At 61.3% G+C, this 26845-nt stretch carries 18 protein-coding genes; 11 read left to right on the plus strand and 7 right to left on the minus strand.

The features are described from left to right. Positions 1-114: 114 nt before the first annotated feature. Complete coding sequence (locus C9422_RS16870; protein ID WP_116581416.1) at positions 115-1611, minus strand: methyl-accepting chemotaxis protein; 1497 nt, start codon at positions 1609-1611, stop codon at positions 115-117. Positions 1612-2239: 628 nt separating this feature from the next. Here C9422_RS16870 and C9422_RS16875 point away from each other — a divergent pair. After that, the gene (locus C9422_RS16875; protein WP_116581417.1) at positions 2240-5128 is read left to right on the plus strand and encodes a multicopper oxidase domain-containing protein; all 2889 of its coding nucleotides are present in this window, start codon (positions 2240-2242) and stop codon (positions 5126-5128) included. 64 nt (positions 5129-5192) lie between these two features. On the opposite strand, the gene C9422_RS16880 is transcribed toward C9422_RS16875, so the two are convergent. Then, positions 5193-5465 carry a hypothetical protein gene (locus C9422_RS16880; protein WP_116581418.1) on the minus strand — a complete coding sequence of 91 codons (273 nt, stop codon included), beginning with the start codon at positions 5463-5465 and terminating at the stop codon, positions 5193-5195. A 440-nt stretch (positions 5466-5905) separates the two neighbouring features. Here C9422_RS16880 and C9422_RS16890 point away from each other — a divergent pair, with 440 nt between their 5' ends. The 3 genes from C9422_RS16890 (at position 5906) to C9422_RS16900 (ending at position 9143) form a co-directional block, all read left to right on the plus strand. Further along, the gene (locus C9422_RS16890) at positions 5906-7264 is read left to right on the plus strand and encodes an MATE family efflux transporter (protein WP_116581420.1); all 1359 of its coding nucleotides are present in this window, start codon (positions 5906-5908) and stop codon (positions 7262-7264) included. A gap of 500 nt (positions 7265-7764) precedes the next feature. Beyond that, the gene (locus tag C9422_RS16895) at positions 7765-8436 is read left to right on the plus strand and encodes a phosphoribosyltransferase (protein ID WP_116581421.1); all 672 of its coding nucleotides are present in this window, start codon (positions 7765-7767) and stop codon (positions 8434-8436) included. A 137-nt stretch (positions 8437-8573) separates the two neighbouring features. After that, positions 8574-9143 carry a YceI family protein gene (locus C9422_RS16900; protein ID WP_116581422.1) on the plus strand — a complete coding sequence of 190 codons (570 nt, stop codon included), beginning with the start codon at positions 8574-8576 and terminating at the stop codon, positions 9141-9143. Between the two features lie 190 nt (positions 9144-9333). Here the strand turns inward: C9422_RS16900 and C9422_RS16910 are convergent, their stop codons facing one another. Then, the gene (locus C9422_RS16910) at positions 9334-12711 is read right to left on the minus strand and encodes an Ig-like domain-containing protein (protein ID WP_116581424.1); all 3378 of its coding nucleotides are present in this window, start codon (positions 12709-12711) and stop codon (positions 9334-9336) included. 280 nt (positions 12712-12991) lie between these two features. Here C9422_RS16910 and C9422_RS16915 point away from each other — a divergent pair, with 280 nt between their 5' ends. Next, entirely contained in the window at positions 12992-13714 is a 723-nt protein-coding gene (locus C9422_RS16915; protein ID WP_116581425.1) for a GNAT family N-acetyltransferase, read from the plus strand. A 154-nt stretch (positions 13715-13868) separates the two neighbouring features. Here the strand turns inward: C9422_RS16915 and C9422_RS16920 are convergent, their stop codons facing one another. Beyond that, the gene (locus C9422_RS16920; protein ID WP_116581426.1) at positions 13869-14309 is read right to left on the minus strand and encodes a hotdog fold domain-containing protein; all 441 of its coding nucleotides are present in this window, start codon (positions 14307-14309) and stop codon (positions 13869-13871) included. Between the two features lie 166 nt (positions 14310-14475). Between C9422_RS16920 and C9422_RS16925 the strand changes: the two genes are divergently transcribed. Continuing rightward, positions 14476-15096: a TetR/AcrR family transcriptional regulator gene (locus C9422_RS16925; protein ID WP_116581427.1), complete on the plus strand. Its 621-nt coding sequence runs from the start codon at positions 14476-14478 to the stop codon at positions 15094-15096. 308 nt (positions 15097-15404) lie between these two features. On the opposite strand, the gene C9422_RS16935 is transcribed toward C9422_RS16925, so the two are convergent. Next, positions 15405-16535: a P1 family peptidase gene (locus C9422_RS16935; RefSeq protein ID WP_116581428.1), complete on the minus strand. Its 1131-nt coding sequence runs from the start codon at positions 16533-16535 to the stop codon at positions 15405-15407. Between the two features lie 154 nt (positions 16536-16689). After that, positions 16690-17793 carry an extracellular solute-binding protein gene (locus tag C9422_RS16940; protein ID WP_116581429.1) on the minus strand — a complete coding sequence of 368 codons (1104 nt, stop codon included), beginning with the start codon at positions 17791-17793 and terminating at the stop codon, positions 16690-16692. A 110-nt stretch (positions 17794-17903) separates the two neighbouring features. On the opposite strand from C9422_RS16940, the gene C9422_RS16945 reads away from it, so the two are divergent. Then, complete coding sequence (locus tag C9422_RS16945; protein WP_015094474.1) at positions 17904-18677, plus strand: helix-turn-helix transcriptional regulator; 774 nt, start codon at positions 17904-17906, stop codon at positions 18675-18677. A gap of 4 nt (positions 18678-18681) precedes the next feature. On the opposite strand, the gene C9422_RS16950 is transcribed toward C9422_RS16945, so the two are convergent. After that, entirely contained in the window at positions 18682-19593 is a 912-nt protein-coding gene (locus tag C9422_RS16950; RefSeq protein ID WP_116581430.1) for a LysR family transcriptional regulator, read from the minus strand. 106 nt (positions 19594-19699) lie between these two features. Here C9422_RS16950 and C9422_RS16955 point away from each other — a divergent pair, with 106 nt between their 5' ends. From C9422_RS16955 to C9422_RS16970, 4 genes are all read left to right on the plus strand, one after another. Then, positions 19700-21427, plus strand: a complete 1728-nt coding sequence (locus tag C9422_RS16955; RefSeq protein WP_116581431.1) for an amidohydrolase — start codon at positions 19700-19702, stop codon at positions 21425-21427. A 152-nt stretch (positions 21428-21579) separates the two neighbouring features. After that, positions 21580-22656, plus strand: coding sequence for a C45 family peptidase (locus tag C9422_RS16960; RefSeq protein ID WP_116581432.1), 1077 nt, complete (start codon positions 21580-21582; stop codon positions 22654-22656). 37 nt (positions 22657-22693) lie between these two features. After that, entirely contained in the window at positions 22694-24031 is a 1338-nt protein-coding gene (locus C9422_RS16965) for an MFS transporter (protein WP_116581433.1), read from the plus strand. A 172-nt stretch (positions 24032-24203) separates the two neighbouring features. Then, on the plus strand, positions 24204-26845 hold a 2642-nt coding region (locus tag C9422_RS16970; RefSeq protein WP_256589976.1), incomplete at its 3' end, for an RHS repeat domain-containing protein.

Here is a 26845-nt window from a genome sequence, read left to right on the forward strand (position 1 = left end):
TGTCAGTAGATCGAGAACAAACCATTAGCGCTGAAGGGACGGTGTGCGCCACATCCTTTGAAATCAGGCCGTGATGGACTGGATGAAAAATTGTTCATGCCCATCACGGCTCCCTCATGGGTGAAAGGTACGCCCCAGCGCATCCAGCCGCGTGGCAATCGGCGGCAGTTGACGACTGCTCGACGCCAGCGTCTGCACATCATCCGCCGTGTTCTGCGCGATGCTCTGCACTGACTGCAAGCGCCCGACAATCTCGACACTCGCCGTGGATTGCTCGCGGGTCGTGGTGAAAATTCGCCCGTTGAGTTCATCGATCTGTGAGATGTCGCTGCCGATGGCCTGCAACATCGCCGCCGCCAGTTGACTGTCCTCGACACAGCGCTCCACGCCTTCGCGGCTGTCCTGCATGGCCTCCACGGCTTTGCGGCTGCCTTGCTGCAAGGCCTCGATAATCGTCCGGATTTCCTTGGTCGACACCGCCGTGCGCTGCGCCAGGCTGCGCACTTCATCGGCCACCACGGCAAAGCCGCGGCCTTGCTCGCCGGCTCGCGCCGCTTCAATCGCCGCATTGAGCGCCAGCAAGTTGGTCTGCTCGGCAATGCTGCTGATCACCTCCAGCACCGTACCGATCTGCTGCGCCTGCCCGGCCAGCACCTGCACGGTCTGGTTGGTGCCTTCCAGGCGCGAAGCCAGCTGGGTGATTTCCTGCCGCGCGCGGTTCACGCTTTCCTGCCCGCGGGTGATCTGCACACTGGCCTGGCCGGCATGCTCAACGGCATGCTCGACCTGCACCACGATGTGCTCCATCGCATCGCCCATGCGCTGCATCGACCCGGTCATCCGGGCGATTTCCGTCAACTGATGTTTGGCGCCTTGCTCCAGCGTGTTGCTGGCCTTGGCCAGCTCCTGGCCCAGTTGGCCCAAGCCGTTGGAGTCACGCACCACCCCGTCCACCAACGCGGTGATCTGCATCAGGAACTGATCGAACCGCTGCGCCAGCGACACATGCAACCGCGCCTTGTCACCCTTGCCAGGATCGGTTGTCAGCTGCGAAGTCGCGGCGAGCATCTTGTCCAGCATGTCCTGGCTCTCCACCGCATCGGCCTGGCTGTGCACCGCCAGATAGAGCAGTGCGACCGTCTCCATCAGCACATAAAAGGCGTGAACGAACACCATCGTCCAGCCACCGTGATGCGCCATCACAAACACCGGAAACCCCTGATGCTGCAACACATGAAACACCACGTGATGCAGCGCAATCGTCACCGCCGCCACCAGAATCGGCAGCCAGTCCCGATAAAACGTGAGCACCGCCAACAACGCAAAAATCCCGAAGTGCGACTCAATGACCCCCTCGGCCTGATTGATGTGCAACGCCGCCATCACCATCAAGCCAACGCCGAGCAAACAGCGCATCAACCGCGAGCCGCCGATGGCGCGATACAACAGCGTCAACAACAGGCTGGTGCCGCCACCCACCAGCAGCGCCTGCTTGAAGGTGTCGTGCCAGAACGCCAGGCCCACCGCGAAAGCGAACATCAGCCAGATCAGGCCCAGCATGATGCGGTCGGCTTTGCGGTAGTGGTCGAGGAAGCGAGGGGGGAAGGGCATGTACGCTGACTCCATGTAATCGAACCGGGAAGAAACCGGGGTTGGACTGATACCGGAAGACAAGCCTTTTATCGCTTTAACCATGAGGCAAATCGATGCCGCCATGGTCGAGGTGTAGTTGAGAAATCCTGAGGAGTGTAGCCGTTTGCCATCATTCCTGGATGGGCTGGCGGGGCAGAGGGAAACAATGTCAGATTTAGAGGCAAGGAATGCCGAATTGGCGGGGATAGGGGTGCATGCAGGGACGCGCTGGAGCCTTTGACGAGGCCGATATCGGTCTATGCAGTCACTCGTCACAAGCAGCGATCGGCTGCGGATTCAACCGCTCGATACATTCAGAAAGTGGCGATTTTTCGTGGCCCCAATACCCCCCACCAGCGCACCCTGTATCGGGGGAAATTCCCCGTCATCGGGGCTTTCATCCTGGCTTCTCATACGCCTGCCACACGCCAGAAGACAACGGGGGTATGGCCTGGAGCCATTGGTCATCTCCTGTCATTTTTGGCAGGGAAGTTGCGTCGTTACCATCCCGGCTCGAAATCAAGCGTTTCGCCAGCCGGGCCAGGCGCATTGGCTCGTTGCTCCTGTCTTGCCATGCGCTCCGTAGAACCCGTCAGAGGTGTTTGCGATGAAACTGGATACCGCAAGGTTGAATCCTGGTGCATTGTCCAAAACCAGACTGGCGCTGAGTATCTCTGCTGCCGCGATCATGCTGGGGCTGGGCTTTTCCCAGACCCAGGCAGCCCCCCTCGACAACACCGATGCACCGCCTCCCACTGACCCGTCGGCGTTCACCAATCAGCCCGCCGACCCCAATGCTGCCTTGAGGGACTTGCTCAAGCTGCCTCGCGCAAATGTAGGCGCCTTCGACCTGCCCAATGGCGTGGTCGGTAACCGCACGACCCCCTTGGCCGACAATGTGCTGCCACCCAATCTGCAAACCAGCTTCAACATCCCCACCAACGGAAATGCCAGCCCAGTGTTCGGGGCTCAACCGTTCACGCAGAAGCTCGAGCTTTTCGAGGAGTTCGGCTCGAACAAACTGAACGCAGCCGACCCACCGTCACCCGTTCCGTTTCCGGTCCCGACGGTGGGCCCCGCACCCGCGCAGGATCCCTTGAAGGTGGCGCGTAGCGGCCCGTCGCCGGCTGCGCTGGATGCCTTTCTCAGGCAGCCGGCATTGACGCCTTTCCCGACAGAGTTCTCCAATGTGCTGGACCGCAACCCCTGGAAGGCGCAGATCGAGGATTTCCTCAATCGCCGGGTCGATTCGCCCGCAGAAGGCCGGCCACCGGGAAAAGGCTGGTCGCACCAGCGCTTCAATGAGTTTTTCCCGCGCGACGCCTTCAAGACGGTGCAAGCCGGTGCGCACGTCAACAGCGGCTTGCGTGATCGTATGCAACGGCATAACTACGCCGTGGGGGAATTCGCGCCAGGCGGGCTCTATCACAACACCAACGGCAACCCGGCCAACGAGGGCACGACCAAGGGCATTCAAGTGCAGTTTCACCCCAACATGCCTGTGCAGGACCACAATGCGTTGTGGACGTTCGACGGCACCTTTCCGCCCAAACTGCTTCTAGTGCGCTATGGCCAGGCGATGCTGATGCGTCATTACGATGCCTTGCCCATTGACCCGTCGGCCAACCGGGGCTTTGGCTTGCACACCATCACCACCCATGAACATAACGGCCACTCACCTGCGGAAAGCGACGGTTTTACCAACGCGTTCTTCTTCCCGGGGCAGTACTACGACTATCGCTGGCCGATCCAGTTGGCCGGTTACGACAGCATCAACACCAGCGCTCAGGATTCACGTGCGGCGTTCCCGTGCGATCCCGGAGAAAAGCTTTTCGTTAACGACGCCACCCCCGGCTTCAAGACCTGCGACCACGGCACTATCAAGATCCGTGGCGACTGGCGCGAAACCATGAGCACCCACTGGTTCCACGACCACATGCTCGATTTCACCGCGCAGAATGTCTACAAGGGCAACGCGACGATGATGAACTACTACAGCGCCGTGGACCGTGGCAACGAGTCGGTCGACGACGGGGTCAACCTGCGCTTGCCCAGCGGTTCGGCGCTGGGCTGGGGCAACCGCGACTATGACATCAACTTGACGATCGCCGACAAGGCCTGGGACCAGGCCGGCCAGTTGTGGTTCAACCCCTTCAACACCGACGGTTTTCTCGGTGACCAGGTGCTGACCAACTGGGAGTACAAGCCCTTCCTGGACGTACGTGCCCGCCGCTACCGGTTGCGCATTCTCAACGGCTCGGTTTCCCGCTACTTCAAGCTGGCGCTGGTGCGCCAGGTCAATGGTAATGGTGGCGAGTTTCCTGGCCCGAAAAACTCCGGGGTTTCCTATAACCGGGTGCCGTTCCACATGATTGCCAACGACGGCAATATCATGGAACACGCGGTGCCGTTCGATGGCAGCCTGGACCTCGATGGTGACGGTGACAGACAAGACAACAATGCCATTTTGCCGATGATGGGCATTGCCGAACGCTATGACATCGTCGTTGACTTCGCGAAAAACGGCATCAAGCCGGGCGACAGGATTTTCTTCGTCAACATCGAGGAGCATGAAAACGGCAAGCGTCCCAATCGTGACATTCCATTGGCGGATGTACTCTCCGAGAGGTACCTGCCTGTGGTCAGGCAAACCAGCCACGGACCACAGTGGATCAACGGTGACCCGGGCGTGGGCGTGTTCATGCAAGTGAACGTCAAGCCCTACACCGGCCAGGATGTCAGCATGAATCCGGTCGACTTCGAGCCCGCCAAGCCTGGCAAGCCTGAGGGCAGGTTCATGATCCCGCTGCCCTTGCACCGCGACGACCCTGCCGATATCGCCCGGCTCGCCCAGGCGCGGCATCGCACCTTTATCTTTGGTCGCTCCGACGGCACCGATTTTGCGCCCTGGACGATCAAGACCGATGGCGGCCCAGGCTTCAACATGGACCCGCGCCGGATCTCGGCCGCGCCACAACTGGCTACCGGGCCGACACCGGCAGGGTTCAAGGGGGAAGGCACGCTGGAAATCTGGAAGGTCCAGAACGGCGGCAATGGCTGGGATCACCCGGTGCATGTGCACTTCGAGGAAGGGGTCATTCTCACTCGAGGTGGCAAGACTCCACCGGAATGGGAAAAAGGGGCGCGCAAGGATATCTATCGCATAGGCCCCGATCCGGACAGCGGCGACAATGTCGAAGTGGCCATCCGCATCCGTGAGTTTGCCGGTACCTACATGGAGCACTGCCACAACACACAGCATGAGGACACCTCGATGCTGCTGCGCTGGGACTCCGAGCACCCGGGCCAGATCCAGTTGATGCCCACGCCATTGCCCAGCTGGGACGGCGTGAAATTCGTGGACTCGGTTGCGTTACCGACCTTCCGTACGGGAGATGGCGTCGGGCCACAGGTCAAGTTCAACAATGACCAGGGAACTAGCAGTGGGAGTGGGAGTAGCAGTGGAAGTGGCAGTGTTAGCGGAGGCAAAGGCTAGCGTCGCCTATTAAGCCATTTTTCTCGTCGGACAAAAGACGGGCGCGTTCTGCGCCCGTTTTCATTTACTGCGCCACCTGCGCCCGCAGCCGCCGACCAATCACATCCATCAAGTCACAACCATCGCGCAATGGAATGACCAGCAGCTTTGAAAAGTCTTCCAGCACCACCGTGTCGCAACCGAGCTCGGAACGGTAGGCGATGTTTTCCAGCACCTGCGTGACTGTCCGAATACGGTAATCGGCCATGGCTTGCAGGACGTCGAGTGGGGCTTGGGTGTCGATGAGCAGGGAGGCCGGAACCAGGTCGATTCCGGTGAGGGGCATGTATCTTTCCATAGATGAAACTCCGATCAGTTTAAAGGTTGACTGTCCCTCACTCGTCGCCAAACGAATGGGTGACAGCTGTACGCAGGTTGGCGAACCGGGATCGGAAAACCGGCAGACCCGAAGGTCTCCCGCGCACAGCTGCCATAAAGACAGCTTTGCGTAGGTGCAACAGCATCTGCAAAAAAGCACAGTGCTTTTGCATCCGATCGAACAGGTCGCCAAACCTGGTCGCCATTAGGGCGACGGGGCGGACTATAAGCTTCATCAAGGTCATGGGCAAGGTGAGGAATTCCGAGGCTGACGTAAGATCCGTGATGATGAAACTTCAGACCTTTCACCTCAGGTCGCTGGAAATCCAGACACAGACCTGAGATGGTCATCGCCCCTTGGTTTCAGCCACCCACGCTATCCTTAATCATCGCTCCTGCCGTCGAGATGGATCTTCGCCCATGCAAACCCCCAAGCCCCAACGCCCCCTCTGGAACACCTACCTGTTTTTCCTCGCCCCGATGGTGCTGTCGAACTTCCTGCAATCCATGTCCGGCACGGTCAACAGCATCTACATTGGCCAGATGCTCGGCACCCAGGCGTTGGCGGCGGTGTCGGGGATGTTCCCCATCGTGTTTTTCTTCATCGCCCTGGTGATCGGCCTCGGTGCCGGCGCGGGGGTGTTGATCGGGCAGGCGTGGGGCGCGCGGGAGACGCATCTGGTGAAGGCGATTGCCGGGGCAACCCTGTTGTTGGGGGGGTTGATCGGGTTGACGGCGGCGGTGGTGGGCAGTGTGTTTGCGCGGTCGGCGTTGGTCGGGTTGGGCACGCCCGCGGACGTGCTGGACGATGCGGTGGCGTATGCCCATGTGATGTTGTGGATCATGCCGTCGCTGTTGGTGTTTGTGCTGTTCACGCAACTGCTGCGCGGAGTAAGCGATACCTTGTCGCCATTGTTGGCGCTGGTGGTGTCGACCATGGTCGGGTTGGCGCTGACACCGGCGTTGATTCGTGGGTGGATTGGCTTGCCGCCGATGGGGATTCAGAGTGCGGCGATTGCCGGGTTGGTGGGTAACCTGGTGGCGATGGGGTTGCTGGCGTGGCGCTTGATTGGCAAGGGCCATCCACTGGCGCCGGACCGCGAGTTCTTTGCGGCGATGAAGCTGGACATGGCGATTCTCGGCAAGGTGCTGCGCATCGGTTTGCCCACCGGGTTGCAGATGGTGGTGTTGTCGCTGTCGGAGCTGGTGATTCTGGCGCTGGTGAACCAGCACGGTTCCCAGGCGACGGCGGCCTATGGCGCGGTGACGCAGATCGTCAATTACGTGCAGTTCCCGGCGTTGTCGATTGCGATTACCGCGTCGATCCTCGGGGCGCAGGCGATTGGGGCGGGGCGCATCGAGCGCATGGGGCCGATTCTGCGCACGGGGTTGATGATCAATCTGTGCCTGACCGGTGGTCTGGTGGTGCTCGGGTATTTGCTGTCGCATTGGCTGCTGGCCTCGTTCCTCACGGAAGAAGCGACGCGGACCATGGCTCAGCACCTGTTGCACATCATGCTCTGGAGCCTGTTGGTGTTTGGCTTCCAGGCGATCATCGGCGGCATCATGCGCGCCAGCGGCACGGTGATGGTGCCGGTGGCGATTTCGATTGTGTGCGTGGTGGGGGTGCAGTTGCCGGCGGCCTATCTGCTGGATGCGAAGTTCGGGCTGCAAGGGGTGTGGATGGCGTTTCCGGTGGCGTATCTGGGGATGCTGGTGCTGCAGACGCTGTATTACAAACTGGTGTGGCAGCATCAGAAGATTGAGCGGTTGGTGTAGGCGGGACGCGTCGGGAGGGGCATGCTGTTCACTGAACCCTGTGGCGAGGGGGCTTGCCCCCGTTTGAGTGCGAATCGCTCACAAAGATCTGAGTTTGTCATGAGATTTTGGGGCCGCTGCGCAGCCCAGCGGGGGCAAGCCCCCTCGCCACAAAAGCCTCTGCCACATAAGCCCCTGTCCCATTCCATCCTTCGGGCTGCAAGGGGTGTGGATGGCGTTTCCGGTGGCGTATCCGGGGATGCTGGTGCTGCAGACGCTGTATTACAAACTGGTGTGGCAACATCAGAAGATTGAGCGGTTGGTTTAGTTGGTTTTTTGATTGCCTGTTCGCGGTTGTGGTGGTTCAGTGGTGTAGATGTTGACTGTGCTGACGCTTTCGCGGGCAAGCCCGCTCCCACAGGGACGGTGGTGTTTGTAGTCTTGTGCACACTGAAAATCAGGAACCTCATCAGTGGGAGCAGGACTCACCGACAGGCGCAATCGCCTGGGGAGGTTTTCACATGAGCCCCTTGTCCCATTCCATCCTGCAAGACCGGCCGGCAGCCGGGCGGCGTTTGATCGAGCCGCTGCTGCCTTACGCCAATCGCCCCGATGTCATCGTTCTGGCCTTGCCCCGTGGCGGCGTGCCGGTGGCTTATGAGGTGGCCACGGCGCTGAAGGTTCGCCTGGATCTGATGCTGGTGCGCAAGCTCGGCGTGCCGTCCCATCAGGAGTACGCCATGGGCGCGATTGCCAGCGGTGGCATCCGGGTGCGTAATGAAGAGGCGCTGCGGGTGCACCCGATTGACCGTGCGGCGTTCGACGCCGTGGTCGAACGGGAAAGCCGCGAGTTGCTGCGCCGCGAGCGGGTCTACCGCGGCACGCGGCCGCCGGTGCAGCTCAAGGATCAGGTGGCGATCCTGATCGACGACGGCCTGGCCACCGGCGCTTCGATGCGGGCGGCTATCCAGGCGCTGCGGGTGCAGGAACCTGCGCGTATCGTGGTGGCGGTGCCGGTGGCGCCAGTAGAGACGGTGGAGGCGCTGCGCCGCGAGGTGGATGAACTGGTCTGCCCGCTGATGCCCGAATGGTTCACTTCGATTGGCCATTGGTACATGGACTTTTCCCAGACTTCGGATGCCGAGGTGATCGAGCTGTTGCAGCGTGCATGGCAACGCGAGGCGTGCGGGTAGCGCTGGCGGTCATCGGCAGGTGGTCGCCATTCAACGGCTGAGGTGGAATAAACGCCGGTTGTTTGCTTTAGTCCATCTGGTGCCGGCCTTTGTGTGCGGCACGCCAACTCAAGACGGGAGCCCTCCCGGAGAGTGCCATGAACCTTCGATCCGCGCGTTGCATCGCTCTGGCCGGCACCTTGGTGTTCGGCCTGGCGCCGTTCGCTGACGCCGTGGAATACAAGGAAGTCAACGCCAAGGCCAGTACCTTGAGTTTCACCTATCAGCAGATGGGTTCTAAAACCTACGGCACCTTCGGCAAGTTCAAGGCCAATCTCGACTTCGACACCGAGAACCCGGGCGCCGCCCATGCCGCACTGACCATCGACCTGAGCAGTATCGACGCCGGTAGCAGCGACGCCAACACCGAGCTGCAAAAACCGGCGTGGTTCGACACCGCGACTTATCCGGTGGCGACGTTTGAGTCGACGTCCATCAAGGCCCTCGGCAATGACCGCTACAGCTTCACCGGCAAACTGACCCTGCGTGGGCTCACTCGGGAAGTGAGTGTGCCGGTGCTGCTGAAGTCGGAGAGTTCCATCGGCATCTTCGATGGCCAGCTGGTGCTCAAGCGTGACGACTTCAAGATAGGCGAGGGCGAGTGGGCGGACAGCATGGTGTCCAACGAGATCAATATCCGCTTTCGGATGGTGGCGCCGCAGCGGTGACTGTGTGGCCGCCTTCGCGAGCAAGCCCGCTCCCACAGGGGATCTGCGTCGAGCATAAGCTCCTTGTGGGAGCGGGCTTGCTCGCGAAGGCGTTGTAACAGTCAATAAAAAGACTCTCGGTCCCCCCGCACGATCCGCAAAAAAAAGCGCCCGGTCCACATTGCATGAACCGGGCGCTGATCAATCCGCTCTAGTGCACTGGCACTGTCACGGTTTTGCCGAAGGCCGACTTGATGGTCGCTGTCGGGCTCGGCGAGGGGGCACTGCCGACGGTCGTCACCGCTATATTCCAGCGCGCGCCTGTAGCCGTAGGCGTCAGGGTGGCGGTGCCAAGGTTCGCCGTACCGGTCGTGGTCGTGGCCGTCGCGGTGATGGTATTGCCCGTGCCACGCGAGGTGGTACCGGACAGCACCCAATACCAGCGGTTGTTGCTGCGGGCGGTGACGGTAGCGCTGGTGACGATCAGGTTCTCGACGACCGCTGCCGAGACCGCCACGGACACCGTTGCCGGTGCCGACTCCGCACCCTTGGCATCGGCGGCCTTGTAGGTAAAGGTCGCGGTGAACGGCGCAGGGACCGTCGCCGGTGGTGTGTAGATCACGCGCACGCCATCGGTGGTCACCGTGCCCTTGCCGGAGTCCGGTTGCTCCAGGCCCACCACTTTGAGCGGCACGTTGCCGTCAGGGTCGCTGTCGTTGGCCAGCACGTTGATGGTCACTGGCTGGCCGTTGCTGGCGGCGCTGTCGGGGTTGGCGATCGGTTTTTTGTTATCGCCATCAGTGTTGCGAGTATCGCCCGTGCGGAAGGTTGGCAGCGCGGCGGAGTTCACGTAGTTGACGCCGTCCCAGCCAGGCAGGGGCGTTGGCATCAACTGGAACTGGCCGGGGTGCTCGATATCCCAGCGCAGCAACATGGAGTTGTCCTCGTGCTGGGTGTTGTGGCAGTGCTCCATGTAGGTCCCGGCGAACTCGCGGAAGCGGATGGCCATTTCCACCTCTCCCGAACTGTCGATACCTTCACCGATGCGATAGACGTCCTTGCGCGCCCATTTTTCCCATTCCGGCGGCGCCTTGCCGTCGCGGCTGAGGATGATGCCTTCTTCGAAGTGCACATGCACCGGGTGGTTCCAGCCGTTGCCGCCGTTCTTGATTTTCCACACTTCCAGGGTGCCGTCGCCGGAGAACCCGGCATCGGTCGGGCCGTTGGCCAGTTGTGGGGCGGCGCTGATCCGCCGTGGGTCCATGTTGTAGCCCAGGCCGCCGTCGGTCTTGATGGTCCAGGGGGCCTCGTCGGTGCCATCGGAGCGGCCGAAAATGAATTCGCGATGCCGTGCTGCCTTGAGCTTGGCCTGTACGACCGCATCGTCGCGGTTGAGGGTCAGCGGGATCATCACCTTGCCGGCCGGTTTACCCGGTTTGGCGGGTTCGTAGTCGGCAGGGTTCATGCTCACGTCCTGGCCCGAATAAGGCTGCACCACCATCTGCATGAACTTGCCCACCACCGGGTCGCCGCCGTCCCATTCCAGCCCCTTGCTGCCCGACTTGAGCACGGCTTTGTACTTGCCGGACAGGACATCGGCCAGGCTCAGCGGATTCTTTTCCGGCTGCTTGCCGGTCTGGTGCTCCATCAGGTTGACGAAGTACAGCTTGTCGCCGACGGAGATCCCGTTTTTCGCGAAGTTGACGATGATGTCGAAACGTTCGGCAATGCCCTGGGTGGGCAGAATGGCGTTGTGGTCCTGCACATCACCGTCACCGTCCAGGTCCATGCTGCCGTCGAACGGCACGGCGTGTTCCATGAGGTTGCCGTCGTTGGCGATCATGTGGAACGGCACGCGGGTATAGGACACGCCCGAACCTGCGGGGCCGGGGAATTCGCCACCGGTGCCGGCGACTTCACGCACCAGCGCGATCCTGAGGTAGCGCGACACCGAGCCGTTGAGGATGCGGAAGCGATAACTGCGCGCGCGCACTTTCAGGCGTGGCTGGTACTGCCAGTTGACCAGGATCTGATCGCCGAGGAAGCCATCGGTGTTGAACGGGTTGAACCACAGCTGGCCACTGGCGTCCCAGGCCTTGTCGGCCACCATCAGGTTGACGTCGTAGTCACGGTTGCCCCAGGGCAAGGCCGAGCCGCTGGGCAGGCGCAGGTTGACGCCGTCTTCCAAGGCTTCGTTGCCGCGGTCCAGGGCACTGTAGTAATTCATCATCACCGCGTTGCCCTTGTAGACGTTCTGCGCGGTGAAATCGAGCATGTGGTCGTGGAACCAGTGGGTGCTCATGGTTTCGTGCCAGTCGCCACGGATCTTGATGCTGCCGTTGTTGCAGGTCTTCAGGCCTGGCGTGGCGTCGTTGACGTACAGGGTTTCGCCCGGGGCGCAGGGGAAGGCCGCGCGTGGATCCTGCGCAGTGGTGTTGATGGTGTCGTAACCGGCCAGTTGCATCGGCCAGCGATAGTCGTAGTACTGCCCGGGAAAGAAAAACGCATTGGCAAAGCCGTCGCTTTCGGCCGGGGAGTGGCCGTTGTGTTCGTGGGTGGTAATGGTGTGCAGGCCAAAGCCCATGTTGGCCGATGGATCGATCGGCAGGGCGTTGTAGTGCCGCATCAGCACCGGTTGGCCGTAGCGCACCATCAACAGTTTTGGCGGAAAGGTGCCGTCGAAGGTCCAGAGCGCCTTATGGTTCTGAATCGGCATGTTGGGGTGGAAGCGCGTGTCGATACCTTTGGTGGTGCCCGTGGTGGTCGGGATGTCCGAGGTCTGGTAGTAGAGACCGCCCGGCCCGAACTCACCGACGGCGTAGTTGTGCAATTGCCGACGGTCGCGCATGCCGCCGTTGAGCTTGGCGCCGGCTTGCACGGTCTTGAAGGCGACCTGCGGGTAAAACTCGTTCCAGCGTTGGTGCGACCAGCCTTTTCCTGGCGGACGACCTTCAGCCGGCGAGCCGACCGGATGGCGGTTGAGGAAGGCTTCGATCTGCGCTTGCCACGGGTTACGGTCCAGCACGTTGGAATACTGTGACGGAAACGGGTACAGCCCGGGCTGGCGCATGAAAGCTTCGAGCGCCGTGGCCGAAGGACCACTGCGGGCGATGCTGTTCGGGTCCTGGTTGGGCGCTGGGCCGACGGTCGGAACCGGGAAGGTCAGAGGTGGCGCGGGCAGTGTCGGGTCAAGTTTTTCCGTGCCGAATTCTTCGAACAACAGCAGTTGCTGAGTGTACGGCTGCGCCCCGAACAACGGGCTGGGTTTGCCGTTGGTGGGGATCTTGAATGATGTTTGCTGGGCTGGTTGCAGCACGTTGTCGGTCGTTGGCGTGGTGCGGGTGCCGTACATGCCATTGGGCAGGGCGATGGAACCCTGATTGGAGGGTGGCATGGTCAGCAAGGCGTCCAGCGCGGCCTGGGGGTCGGCTGCCGGGTTGCTGTACGCCGAGGGGTCCGTCGGAGGTGGCTGGTTGACATCGTCCAGCGGTGCGGCGTTGACAGTGCCGAGGCTGATGTTGATCAGCATCACAGCGGCGATGCCCGGTTTGCTGAAACCGAGCGGTTTGAGGTCAGGCAGGTTTTTCATGGTGTTTCCCTCGGGGCGCGCCGATGTGGCTGACGATCGCAATGGGGTCGATGCAAGAGCTACGCCAATCGCGAGGGAGTCTCGGAAGGTATGGAAGGCTGATTTGTATCAAGATATTAAGACTTTTCTGTAGCGCCGAAGTGGGTAGCAATCCTCAGGTTCGGGGGCCTTGACCCACCCATTTCCCCAATCACCTGCTACCCCCCAAAACACCCTTCGGACCGCAGGTGTCGGGCGCGTTATGATAGGCGGCCCTTGCCTCCCGGAGCCTGTCACCGCAATGCCCCTGATCAGCCACTTCAAGACCCCGTGCCCCGAGCACATCAATAGCCAGATCCTGCAGATGGTGGTCGACAACCTGACCGACATCAGCATGGTCGCGATCCCGCCCAGCAACCTGCTGTACAACCTTTATCAATACGCGATCGGCTATGAGGTGCACCTGTACCTGGAGGCGCTCAACGGTGAAAAAGGCATTGCCGTGGAGCTGATCGTTGCCACGGACGAAGACGATCCGCAAAAGGTGCTGGGCTTTGTGCTGTACCTGCCGGTGCAGGACGACCCCGAGGCGTGTGGCGTGGCGTACATGGCGGTACAGGCCGAGTATCGGCGCCAGGGTGTGGCCCGGCGGATGCTGCGGGAAATGGTCGGCCGCTATCCCCATGCCGAGCTGACCTGCGCGGTGGCCAAGGTGCCGTATTTCGAGGCGATGGGTTTTCAGGTGGTGGGCGTGCGTGCGACCCAGGTGTTGATGAACACCCGCGACCACAGCACCGATGGCTTGATGGCGCTGCTGGACGTGGCGTCGATCTACAGCTCGCTGGAAGTGCGGCAGATTCATACCTACCTGCTGCAAAAGCACGGCAAGCGGGCCATGACCGACGCGGAAAAACAGCGCGACCGGCATCTGGACCAGTTGACGCGCAAGGCCAATGAGTTTGTGCGCGAGCGGTTGGGTGATGAGGCGGTGCCGGCGTCTGGCCCCCGGTTGCGCCTGGTCTGACCACACCCTCCCAAACACCACAAATCCCCTGTGGGAGCGGGCTTGCTCGCGAAGGCGGTGAGTCAGCCAACATTAATGTTGGATGTGTCGGCCTCTTCGCGGGCAAGCCCGCTCCCACAGGGATTGAGTTGTCCGCGAGAGCCCCCGTCAGCGCTTAAGCCAGCTTCACATTCATGGTAATCCGCGCCGTGAATACCTTCTTGCCCTCTGCATCGTGAATGTCCACCGGCACGATCTTGTCGCCTTCGCTGGTCCAGTCCACTGCATCCCCTTCGGCTATCGCCGTCACATCGCTCTTGGCCTTGGCCAGGTATTCCACGGTCATGCCCTTGGGAATCCAGCGCGCGCCGGCGGGAATGGACACGTCGGTCATCATCCCGGCGGCCAGCTCGGCGGCGTTGCACATGGCTATCGCATGCACCGTACCCAAATGATTGGTGATTTCCCGGGCAAACGGCACGTGCACGGTGGCCGAGCCTTTGCGCAAATCCTGGACCAGCGGGTTGATGGTGGAGAAGTAGGGCGCCACCTGGCAGGCCATTTTGCTGAACCCTTCTGGCCCGGCGCTGTTGAACATGCTGAGGAACTGACTCATTTTTTTTGCCTCTTGAGGATGACGGTTTACAGAACAATCTTCCGTAACAGAATAATGTTCTGTGACGGAACAGTATTCTGTCGAAAGGAAATCTGTCAACCTGACGCCACTTGTTCGCTGGCAACCGCCAGCTTCCACCCATGACTTTTGCGGACTGTTTTTCAGCATGGATACCGCCGATCTGCTCGAACGCTGCTACCCCGGACGACGCGCCGAACTCAAGCGCGACATCTTCAGAAAGGCCCTGTGCCTGTTCAACGAACAGGGAATCGAGGCCACCACCATCGAAATGATCCGCGCCGAATGCGATACCAGTGTCGGCGCCATCTATCACCACTTTGGCAACAAGGAAGGCCTGGTGGCGGCGCTGTTTTTTACCGCCCTGGATGATCAGGCCCGTTTGCGCGACAGCTACCTGGCGGATGCACAAACCACCCAGGCGGGGGTGCACGCGCTGGTGCACAGCTATGTGGATTGGGTCGATAGCCAGCCGGACTGGGCGCGGTTCCAGTACCACGCGCGATTTGCCGTCACCAAGGGGCCGTTCAAGGACGAACTCGCCACCCGCAACAAGGCGCGCAACAAGCAGTTGCTGACATGGCTGGGCGCTCACGGCGATGAGCTGGGTGATTTTCCGGCGGAGTTGCTGCTGTCGCTGATCATCGGCCAGGCCGACAGTTACTGCCGCGCGTGGTTGTCGGGCCGGGTCAAGGGCAGCCCGAGGGCGTACCGGGACATGCTGGCACAGGCGGCGTGGCGGTCGCTGTGTGCCACCGAGCCTCAATGAAAATCCCCCCTGTGGGAGCGGGCTTGCTCGCGAAGGCGGTGTGTCAGCCAATATTTATGGCGACTGATACGACGCCTTCGCGGGCAAGCCCGCTCCCACAGGGGAATGTGTTGATGGGGAGTTGGTTTTTCAGAGGCAAAAAAAGAGCCTCAAAGCTCTTTGATGGGGAGGAAGTAGAGCCGAGAGGCTCAAGATGCGCATGAAGCAGGCGGTGAGCTTGGTAGGGGTTCAGATCACTCACCACCTACGCAGCGGCTTGCCAGGCAAGCGACTGCGTAAGTTCATCCTAAAAAGACCGAGTGTTTCACTCAAGTACCGCTAGTCGCATCCCCCGGCCAGCCGGCGCGGCGCAACGCCTCGAGCAGGGTTTCGGCATCCAGCCCCGGCACCCCATGCCCGTTGCCTTCGGCCGTTTCGGCGGCGAGCAGGGCATTGATGATGGCTTCTTCCACGGCTTCGGTGGCGGCCAGGAACAGCTCGCTGATGTGGTCGTTGTTGACCATGCTCAGGTTGTTTGTGGTCGGCGCTTTCTTGCTCTCGTAGGCAGCCGGTGGCACGTGATCGTTACCGGTGGCGAAGGCGATGAAGATGTCGCCGCTGTGGTCTTCATTGCCGCCGCCGGTGCGAGCCAGGCCGAGGCTGGCGCGCTGGGCCAGGCGCGTGCACTGGTGCGGCAGCAGCGGCGCATCGGTGGCCAGGCAGACCACGATCGAACCCATGCCCGGATGGGGCAGCGAGGCCTTGAGGAACGGCGAATCGACCTGTTCCATGTAGCGCCCGACCGGGTAGCCGTCGACGCGCAGTTCGTTACGGATGCCATGGTTGGCCTGGACAATCGCCCCCACTGTCCAGCCGCCCTGGGCGCTGTTCAAGCGTCGCGACGCGGTGCCGATGCCGCCCTTGAATTCGTGGCAGATCATGCCGCTGCCGCCACCGACATTGCCTTCGGCCACCGGACCACCCACCGCCGAGCGCACGGCTTGGGCTACGTGTTCAGGCTTCACGTGGAAGCCGTTGATGTCGTTGAGCAAGCCGTCGAAGGTTTCCAGCACCACCGGCATGTTCCAGTAGAGGCGCCCGTCATCGGCTTGCTGCTCGCGGTCGACCACGATCAGCGCATCGCGCACCACGCCCAGGCTGTGGGTGTTGGTGAAGGCGATGGGGCTGGTCAGCAAGCCCGCTTCGCGAATCCACTCCAGCCCGGTGGCATCGCCATTGCCGTTGAGTACATGCACGCCGGCAAAGCACGGTTGCTGGCTGGTGGAACCGGCGCGCGGTTCGATGACGGTGACGCCGGTGAGGATGTCGCGGCCGTTGGCCGTGCGTCCTCGCACATCACAGTGGCCGACCCGCACGCCGGGGACGTCGGTGATGGCATTGAGCGGGCCGGGTTGCAGTTGGCCGAATTGGATGTTCAGGTCGCGGGCGCGTGGTTTCATGGATTTTCTCATCTTCGATTCGTGGCAGAAAAATGCGCTCAACCCCTGTAGGAGCTGCCGAAGGCTGCGATCTTTTGATCTTGAAAAATTCCGGATCGACAAAAACAAAAGATCAAAAGATCGCAGCCTTTGGCAGCTCCTACAGGGATTTGGGTTATTGGCCGTTCTTGACCTTGCTCCAGATTCGCGTGCGCACGCGCTCGGTCGCCGGCGGCAGGGGCTGGAGGGTGAACAGGGTGGCCATGGCTTCGGCTGGCGGGTAGACGGCCGGGTTGTTGCGGGTCGCTTCGGCCACCAGCGTGGTCGCGCTGCGGTTGCCGTTGGGGTAGTTGAGGTGGTCGCTGACCGGGGCGATGACCTCGGCGCGCATCAGGTAGTCGATGAAGGCCATCCCTTGTTCAGGGTGCGGGGCGTCCTTGAGCAGCACCAGGGTGTCGAACCACACCGGCGCGCCTTCCTTGGGCAGGCTGTAGGCGATCTTCACGCCGTTGCCGGCCTGCTCGGCGGTGGCCTTGGCTTCGAGCATGGCGCCGGACCAGCCGACCGCCACGCAGATGTTGCCGTTGGACAGGTCGCTGATGAACTTCGACGAGTTGAAGTAGGCAATGTGCGGACGCAGCTTGAGCAGCAGCGCTTCGGCTTTCTTGTAGTCTTCGGGGTTGGTGCTGTTGGGCGGCAGGCCGAGGTAGTGCAGGGCGACCGGCAGCATCTCCGACGGCGAGTCGAGCATGGCCACGCCGCACTCGCCGAGCTTGGCCAGGTTCTCCTCCTTGAACACCAGGTCCCAGGAGTCCACCGGTGCCTTGTCGCCCAGTACCGCGCGCACTTTGTCGACGTTGTAGCCGATGCCGTTGGTGCCCCACAGGTACGGCACGGCGTACTGGTTGCCCGGATCGTTGTTGGCCAGTTTCGCCAGCAGATCGGTGTCCATGTTCTTGAAGTCCGGCATCTGCGCCCGGGGCAGTGGGGCGAGGGCACCGGCCTTGATCAGCGTGGGCAGACTGAAGTTGCTGGCCACCACCACGTCGTAGCCGCTGCGGCTGGTGAGCAACTTGCCTTCGAGCACTTCGGCGCTGTCGAAGGTGTCATAGACCGGCGCGATCCCGGTGTCTCGCTTGAAGTCGTGCAGGGTCGTGGGGCCGATGTAGTCGTACCAGTTGTACACGTGCACGGTCGGGGCTTCGACGGCTTGCGCCGACAGCGACACTGCCAGACAGGCGCCAAACCCCAGATTGAAATACAAGCGGTGACGACTCATGATGCGGCACTCCTGGCCTGTTGCGGCCGGTGGTAATCAGGAGTTTGCAGCGTATCGACCGGGGTGGCCTTCACCCATTCCCATCATGGGTTACTCAAAAGGGGTAGTGCGTGGACGCGTTGTTGAAAGAGTTGCCGGTGCACCAGGGGCTGGCGCGGGTCTTCACGACGGTGGGGCGGGACGGTTTCTGGCGGGCGCTGGTCGATACCCTGCGGCTGCTGGTGCCGCTGGACAACGCCCTGGTGGCGCTGATGCGCCCGGGCCACGTGCCGCGCCTGCTGATTGATTTCGATGCCAAGGGCAACAGTGCCGAGCAGGAAGAACTGGCGGACTACCGCGCCGGCATGTACCTGCTCGATCCGTTCTATCAAGCCGTTTGCGCCGGCATCGCCGACGGCTTGCACAGCCTCGAATCGGTGGCCCCCGACCAGTTCCAGCACAGCGAGTACTACCTGAGTTACTTCAGCACCGTGGTCGGTGGCGACGAGTTGCAGTTCATGGTCAACCTCGACGGCGCCGTGCTCGGCCTGTCCCTCGGGCGTTCGACGCGCTTTGGCCTTGAGGACCAGGGGCGCCTGCTGTGCGTGCGTGACTGGGTGCTGTCGGCGATGCGCCGACACCTGGATTTGCTGCCACCCGAAGGGCCGGTCGCCGAACCGCCGGCCGGCGATCTGGCGACCTTGCTCGATCGCTTCGACGCCCGCCTGACCGTGCGGGAAATCGAAACCGCACGCCTGATTCTCCAGGGCTTCTCCAGCAAGGCCATCGCCCAGCAAATGGGCATCTCCCCGGAGACGGTGAAAGTGCACCGGCGCAACCTCTATCACAAGCTCAACGTGAACGGGCATGGCGAGTTGTTTGCGCTGGTGTTGCAGCCGCGCTGAACGGTCATGCAGCCTGCGGTTGCCAATGCGCCTTGAGGTATTCGATGAACACTTTGACCTTGCGCGTGTTGCGCCGGTGGGCCAGGTACAGCACGTAGATCCACGGCCCGAACGCACCGGGTTCACGCCAGTACTGCGGCATCAAGTCGACCAGTTCGCCCCGCGCCAGATAGGGCGCGGCACTCCATTGCGGGATGAACTGCAAGCCCTGCCCATCGAGCAGGCAGGCCAGCAGAAAATCAAAGTTGTCGCTGGCCACCCGCGGCGTCGGTTGTGTCAGCCGAATCCGTTGTTCGCCTTGCTTGACCCACCAGAAATGTCGATTCAGTAGCGGATGGCGGAAGATCAGCCAGTCGTGCTGCTGATAATTGTCCAGTGAAACATCCTCGCCCTTGCGCGCCAGGTAAGCCGGGCTGGCGCAGAGCAACACCTGGTTTTCCACCAGCGGCTGCGCGATCACGCCAGGCAGGTCGATGGGGCCGTCGCGCAGGGCCAGGTCGTAGCCGCCGTCCACCGGGTCTTCGAAGTTATCGCTCAGGTCCACTTCCAGTTTGACCTGCGGGTACGCGGTCAAAAAGCGACAGCACACCTGGTTCAGAAAAGCCGGCGCGAACGAGGGCGGGGCGGTGATCCGCAGGTCGCCGCGCAGCGCATGCTGCAACTGCTCCACATCCTCGGTGGCCAGTTGCAGTTGCATCAGCGCCTGGCGTGCGCCTTCCAGGTAGATGCGACCGGCTTCGGTCAGCGCCATGCGCCGGGTGGTGCGGTCGAACAGGCGCGTGCCGAGTTCTTCCTCCAGTTGGGCCACGGCCTTGGTCAGGGCGGACGGGGTCTTGCCGAGCAGGTCGGCGGCGCGGCTGAAATTACCCTGTTCGGCGGTGGCGACGAACATGGTCAGGGCACTCATTTTATCCATTTATCTATTCCTGATAGGCACAGAAGTTGTGCGGGAGCAGGCATTCAGTTCTCGATTCGGCTTGGATAGTCTTGGCTACAGCCCAACAAAAATAAAGAGCCGATCCATGAAACAGATTCTGACCCTGGCCGCGTCACTTGCTCTGGCCTGTTCCTCGATGGAAAGTATGGCCGCTGTCGATCTCATCCTGCACAACGCCAGGGTGTACACCGCCGAACCTGGCCAGCCCTTGCAGCAGGCCATCGCGGTGGAGAACGGCAAGGTTTCGGCGGTGGGTTCCGATGCCCAGGTGCTGCGGCTCAAGCAGCCGGGCACGCGCATCGTCGACCTGGGCGGCAAGGTGCTGATGCCGGGGTTTATCGACTCGCACTCACACACGGTGAAGGGCGGCCTGCAACTGCGTCAGGCCAATCTGGACGGCGAGTTGCTGGCGCTGGACGAGCTGGAAAAACGCCTGCGCCAGTGGCGCGAAGACGGCAAGGCCAAACGCGGTGACATCCTCAGCGTCGGCGGTTTGCCATCGACTTACTGGAGCCAGGTCGAGGCACTTGAGCAGCGCTTCAATCAGGGCGAATGGGCAGACACGCCGATTCTCTTTCTGGGCTGGGACCTGCACACGGGGTGGGCCAATCGGGCGATGCTCCAGCGTGCCGGAGTGGATGCCGCGCGGGTCAAGGCGTTGAAGGACGAAGAGCAGGCCACGATAGGGCATCACGACGATGGACGGCCCAATGGCTTCCTGGTCGACGCCGGACTGTACCCGGTGCAGGCCCTGCTGCCGCCGCCGACCGCCGAGGAGCTGATGGCGGGCGCGCGTGCAGCGCTCGACTATTACAAAAGCCTGGGCATCACCGGTTGGATGGACCCCATCGCCAATGAAATTCCCGGCGGCGATGTGAACAATCAGTCGCTGGGGGTGTTGCCGATCTACAAGGCGCTGGCCGAACGCGGCGAGTTGACCGCGCATGTGGCCGCACTGCTGATGGCCGATTCGAAAGCCACACCGGCCGATCTCGATGAACTGGACAAGGTTCGCCAGCAGTTTCTCGGCGTGCCCAACCTGACCCTGCCGGGGATCAAGGTGTTTGCCGACGGTGTGGCGGAAGTCCCGGCGCAAAGCGCCGCCATGCTGGAGCCCTACCAGGACTCGAAAAAATCCGGCGAACTGCTGATTGACCCGGCGCACTTCGGCGAGCTGGTCAGCGCTGCCGACGCCCGTGGCTGGCTGGTGCACGTTCATGCGATTGGCGATCGCGCGGTGCGTGAATCGCTCAACGGCATCGAACAGGCGCGCAAGGATCGACAAAGCGGCATTCCCCACTCCATCACGCACCTGCAAATGGTCAACCCGAAGGAATTCGCCCGGTTCAAACCCCTCAACGTGATTGCCTCGATGCAGCTGTATTGGGCCATGGCCGATGAGTCGAGCATGGACCTGGTCAAACCCTATGTCAGCGCCATGGCCTTCATGTATTCGTACCCGGCCCACTCGCTGCTCAAGCACGGCGCGACCATTGCCGGCGCCAGCGACTGGCCGATCACCACGCCGGATCCGTGGAAGGCGATCTACCAGGCGGTCAGCCGCACCGGCCCCAAAGGCGTGCTCAACGCCGCCGAAGCGATCGACCGCCAGACCATGTTCCAGGCCTACACCCTCAACGCCGCCCGCACCCTGCGCCTTGAAGACCGGATCGGTTCGCTCAAGCCGGGCAAACAGGCCGACATGATCGTCCTCGACCGGGATGTCTTCACCGTCAAGCCCGAGGCCCTGCGCGATACCCAAGTACTGCAGACCTGGTTCGCCGGCCGCGAGATTTTTGCCCTTAAACCCTGAACCCGATCCACCAGAACACACAAACCCTGTGGGAGCGAGCTTGCTCGCGATGACGGTGGGTCAGTCGACATCCATGTTGAATGTGCTGGCCCCATCGCGAGCAAGCTCGCTCCCACAGGTTGAATACCCATGTCAAAAAAGGAACACCGCTCGTGAAACTGCATTGCTTCGTCACCGACACCCACAACCCACAGATCCGAGGCCAGCAAATCGGCGAAACCTGGGCGGCGCAAATCGGCAAGACGGTGGCGCTCTATCTCGACTTTTTCAATCAGGTGGGCGTGGCGCCCGAGCAGGTGCGCGCCCTGGGCGAGGCCAGCCTGCAAGCCCTCACCGACTGGAGCCCGAGCCTGGCCCAGGAACTGCAAGCCACGGCCGAAGGCGCCGGGATTCCCCTGTGGCAACTGGCGAGCCTGAACGCCCGCACGGAAATTCTCGCGGTAATGCCTGCCTCGCTCGAAGGCGAATGCTCGACAGCGGTCTTTGCGCCGGTGGGGGCCGATGCGCCCAAAACCATCCAGACCTGGGACTGGCACGACTCGCTGGTGCCCCACGGCATGCTGCTGCAACTCACAAGCCGTTCCGGCATGACCGTCAAGCTGTTCACCGAGTTCGGCATGCTGGGCAAGATCGGCGTGAACAGCGCCGGACTCGGGCTGCATTTCAACATCCTCCACCACGCCAGCGACAACGCGGTAGCCGGCGTGCCGGTGCACGCCATTGCCCGACGGATCGTGGAGGAGGCGACCAGCGTTGAAGAGGCCATTGCCCTGGCGCGGTCGGCGCGGGTCAGTGCGTCGACCGTCCTGACCGTGTTCTCGAACCATGATACGGCGCCACGGGCGGCGAGCATTGAAATGTCCGCCGCCGGCACCGCCGTGGTCCTGCCGGGCGAAGACGGCTGGATCACCCACACCAATCACTTCCTTGACCCGGTGCTGAGCCTTGGCGAGCGAACGCCGGATGCATCGACCACCTACGCACGCCTGGCCCATGTCAACGCGGCGCGGGTCGAGATGATCCATGGCGACTTGAATCGCCGGGCTGCGGCCATGTGCGGTGACGCCGGGGACGAGGCGCCGATCTGTTTCCATCCGGACCTGAGCATGCCGGCTACCGAGCGCTGGGAAACCCTGCTGACCCTCGGCATCGACAGCGAAAACGCGGTCCTCGAATACGCCGCCGGCAACCCGATGCTGCTGGCCCGCGACGGCTTCCAGCGCTTCTGAAACGACGTCCTCCATAACAACAAAAAGAGCACTCGATATGGCTAGTTACGGTCATTCCCCGGCGGGTTCGCAGTCCGCCCTCAGAACCTTCTTCGTCTCCGGCATGGGCACCGCGCTGGAGTTCTATGACTTCGTCATCTACGGCACGGCGGCGGCGCTGGTGTTTCCCAAGGTGTTCTTCCCGCAGATGGACCCGCTCACCGCCACGCTGTTTGCCTTCGGCGCCTTTGGCGCGGGCTTTTTTGCCCGGCCATTGGGTGGCATGGTGTTCGGGCACTACGGCGACAGGATCGGCCGGCAGAAAATGCTGGTGATCACCCTGTTGCTGATGGGCTTGAGCACCCTGTTGATCGGCTGCCTGCCGGGCTATTCGTCGATAGGCCTGGCAGCACCGGCACTGCTGGTGTTGCTGCGGTTGATACAAGGCTTCGCCGCCGGTGGTGAGTGGGGCGGGGCGGCGCTGTTCGGCATCGAGTCGGCGCCGCCCGGTCGACGAGGGTTGTGGGGCAGTTTCACCAGCATGGGCATCGGCATTGGCGGCATCCTCGGCGCAGCAGTGTTCGGCATTGTCAGTGTCGCCTCCAACGATAATCTCGCCGATTTCGCCTGGCGCATTCCCTTCTGGCTGGGCGGTGTGCTGGTGTTGATCGGGCTCTATGCGCGGCTGCAAAAACCAGTTGAACAGCGTGTCGAACACAAGACGCCGGTGCGTATGCCACTGATCGCCGCACTGCGGGCGCGGCCGAAAGAAATGCTGCTGTGCACGGGTATCGCGTTTGGCTACGTGACCATTGCCTACATCGGCAGCACGTTCTTTTTGTCGTACGCCACGCAGATCGGTTACGGCAGCACCGATGCACTGATCTTCGATTTTTCGCTGTCGGTGGCCATCGTCATCACCGCACCGCTGTTCGCCTTGCTCTCCGACCGGATCGGCCGACGCAAAGTGATGGTGCTGGGGGCGTTCATCATGGCGCTGGGGTTCTTCGGGTTCTTTGCGCTGGTCGGTCTGAAAAGCCTGCTGATTTCAACCCTGGCGTATATCGCCGTCGGTGCCTTCATGGGCGCCACACAAGGACCTATCCCGGCGTTCCTGGCCGAGCAATTCCCCAGGGACATGCGCTATTCGGGAATGTCCGCCGCCTACCAGATCGGCGCGGCACTGGGCGGCGGCACGGCTTCGAGCGTGGCCACGGCGATCCTGATTGCCACCGATCACAACCCGCTCGGTGTTGCGATCTACGGCACGCTGGCGTTGGCCATCGTCGCGATCTGCTCGTTGTTCCTCAAGGAAACCGCGTACTTGAGCATGGCGCAGATCGATGAGGACAGTGGGGCGTCGGTGCCGCGTGGCGTGCAGATAAAATTGGGCTAAGCAGAGTCCGTAGGAGCCGGCTTGCTGGCGATGGCGGTGGTGAATGCAATGACGTCATCGCTGGCAAGCCGACTCCTGCAAGGAGAATCACCGACCTGTTACTTCTTACAGTATCGGCCGGCGCAAAAAAGGCTCACGCTGTCCGTGATCCGAGCGAAGGACCGACGATGCCGTGAACGCTCACCCACACACTGCGACACCGACGCTGTCGGTCATCGATCCGCGCGCCTTGGCGATTCTCGGCGTGGGTTACTGCCGGCATCCCGACAGCGCAGGGATTGATTCGCGCATCAGCCGGCAAGGTTTCGATGCGGCGGGGCGCTTGGTGGAGTCGTGGGATCCGCGATTGTGGGGAGCGGCACCGAAGCCGAATCTGGCCAGCGTATATGGCCTGAACGGCCAGCCATTGTGCACCGACAGCGTCGATGCCGGTTGGCAACTGAGCTTGCTGGATCAGAGCGGCTTGCCCTGTTCGTTCTGGGACGCTCGCGGCAGCCAGCGGCACCTCGAATATGACCCTCAGCGGCGCCCTCTCGCGGTGGTGGAGCAGGCTGCAGGAGAGGCTGCGCGCGTGGTCGAGCGCTTGACCTACGCTGGCTCCGATCCAGCATCCGCTGTACGCAACCAGTGCGGTCAACTGATCCGTCATGACGATCCGGCCGGCAGTCAGATTTATTCCGAGTATGGAATCGCCGCTGGGGTGTTGCGAGAAGAGCTGCGCTTTCTCGCCGAGCTTGAAACGCCTGACTGGCCTCTCGAACCCGAGGCCCGCGATGAGTTGCTGGAAACCCGCCCGTTCATCACCCGCTACACCTTCAATCCCACGGGCGAGCTACGGCAGCAGACCGACGCCATGGGCAATCTGCGCACTTTCGGTTACGACCTCGCGGGCAAACCGGATGAGGCCTGGCTGCAAGTGGCCGGGGAGGGGAAACCGCCAAAACGATTGGTCAGCGCCATCCGCTACAACGCTCTCGATCAGGTCAAAAGCGAAACTGCCGGCAATGGCTTGGTGACCCGTGTCGAATACGCAGCGGATGACGGTCGCTTGCTCAGGTTGCAGGCCGCGCTCGGCAGTCAAAAGCCGTTGCAGGATCTGAACTACGTTTACGACCCGGTGGGCAACATTGTCGAATTGCAAGACCTGGCCCAACCGGTGACCCATTTCAACAACCAGCGCGTCGACCCGATCAACCGCTATCGCTACGACAGCCTGTACCAACTGGTCGAAGCCCGGGGCTGGGAGGTCAGTCAGCCGAGCCACGGCCCGATGCTGCCGGAGCTTTTACCCACACCGCTGGACCCCAACCAACGGCGCAATTACACCCAATGCTTCGAGTACGACCGGGGCGGCAACCTGATCACCCGCCAGCACAGCGGCGCACCGGGTTTCTCGATGTTCACCTCGACCCGAAGCAATCGCAGCCTGGCGCAACGGGGCGACGGCTCATTGCCGGGAGAACCCGAGATTGCCATGGGCTTCGACGCCAGCGGCAATCAACGGGAACTGCAGCGTGGCCAAGCCATGACCTGGGACCTGCGCAACCAGTTGAGTCAGGTCACCTTGGTCCAGCGCCAAACCGAGCCCGACGACTACGAATGCTACCGCTACGACCGCCCCGGCCATCGCTTGCGCAAAGTCGGATTCACCCAAAGCAGCGGTCGAACCCTGCGCACCGAAGTCCGTTACCTCCCCAGTCTGGAAATCCACCGCCAGGCCGATGGCGAAGAACATCACGTCATCAGCATCGAAGCCGGGCGTAGTAACGTACGGGCGCTGCACTGGCCCCAAGGTGAGCACAGCGACCAGTTGCGTTACAGCCTCAGCGATCACCTCGGCTCCAGCACACTTGAACTGGACGATGAGTCGGGTGTGCTGACCCAGGAACACTATTATCCCTTTGGCGGCACGGCGTGTTGGGCGGGGAAAAGTGCGTTGGTGGCGCAGTACAAAACCATGCGCTACTCGGGTAAGGAACGGGATGCAACCGGGCTTTATTACTATGGCTACCGGTATTACGTACCGTGGTTGCAGCGCTGGGCGGGGCCTGATCCCGCAGGTGATATTTCCGGGCCAAATAGATACTTAATGGTGGGGAATAATCCGGTGGGTTTTATTGATCAGAAAGGGTTGGACCGAGAAAGCGCAATCGGTTTGTGGAGGTATGCGTTTAAGGTCATTGTGTTTTGGGGGAAAGAAACTCCGAATTTTGATCCTGGTTTATTTGTGCGTCATCGAACTTATAGCGAAGACGAAAGAAAGCGCAGCGATTTTGTTAAAACCCAAATGAAGCATGCTTTTATTTTTGATGAGACAGCAATGGAATCACTTCATGGTGAGGAGGATGAGTTTAGAAATGCATACTACAAGGATGAATGGGTCTTCAAACAGAACTTTAAGGAAAGTGAAAGTCGTGAATATTTTGCAAGCGAAGTGGCGAGATATCAGTATGCTTCTGTTTCCAAGAAGAAAGATTTTTTCGGGTTTCTTCCTTTTGTTTTGAACAGAGATTACGTTATAAATCAAGACACGCTTAGAGTTATGCATGAGGCAAAAGGAACTATCGAAGAAAGACTTGAAAAATTTCTTAATGAAACTCCTAATGGTAAGTCAACAAAGAGAATAATGGATGAATTCAATCTTGTCCCTACCGGTTTCAGGCAGGATCCTGAAATAATAAAATTCTTTGAATTGGAAGGAGAAAAATTCTTCAGTGCGGCTGATTTTTATGTGTATGTGAAATTTTCAATTCGTGCCTCGATTGAAAAGGCAAGGAGTGTTGGTCAGGCAATACACGGTGAAGCTAATTCAAC

This window comes from Pseudomonas sp. B1(2018) (assembly GCF_003097365.1).
Classification (GTDB): Bacteria; Pseudomonadota; Gammaproteobacteria; order Pseudomonadales; family Pseudomonadaceae; genus Aquipseudomonas; species Aquipseudomonas laurylsulfatiphila.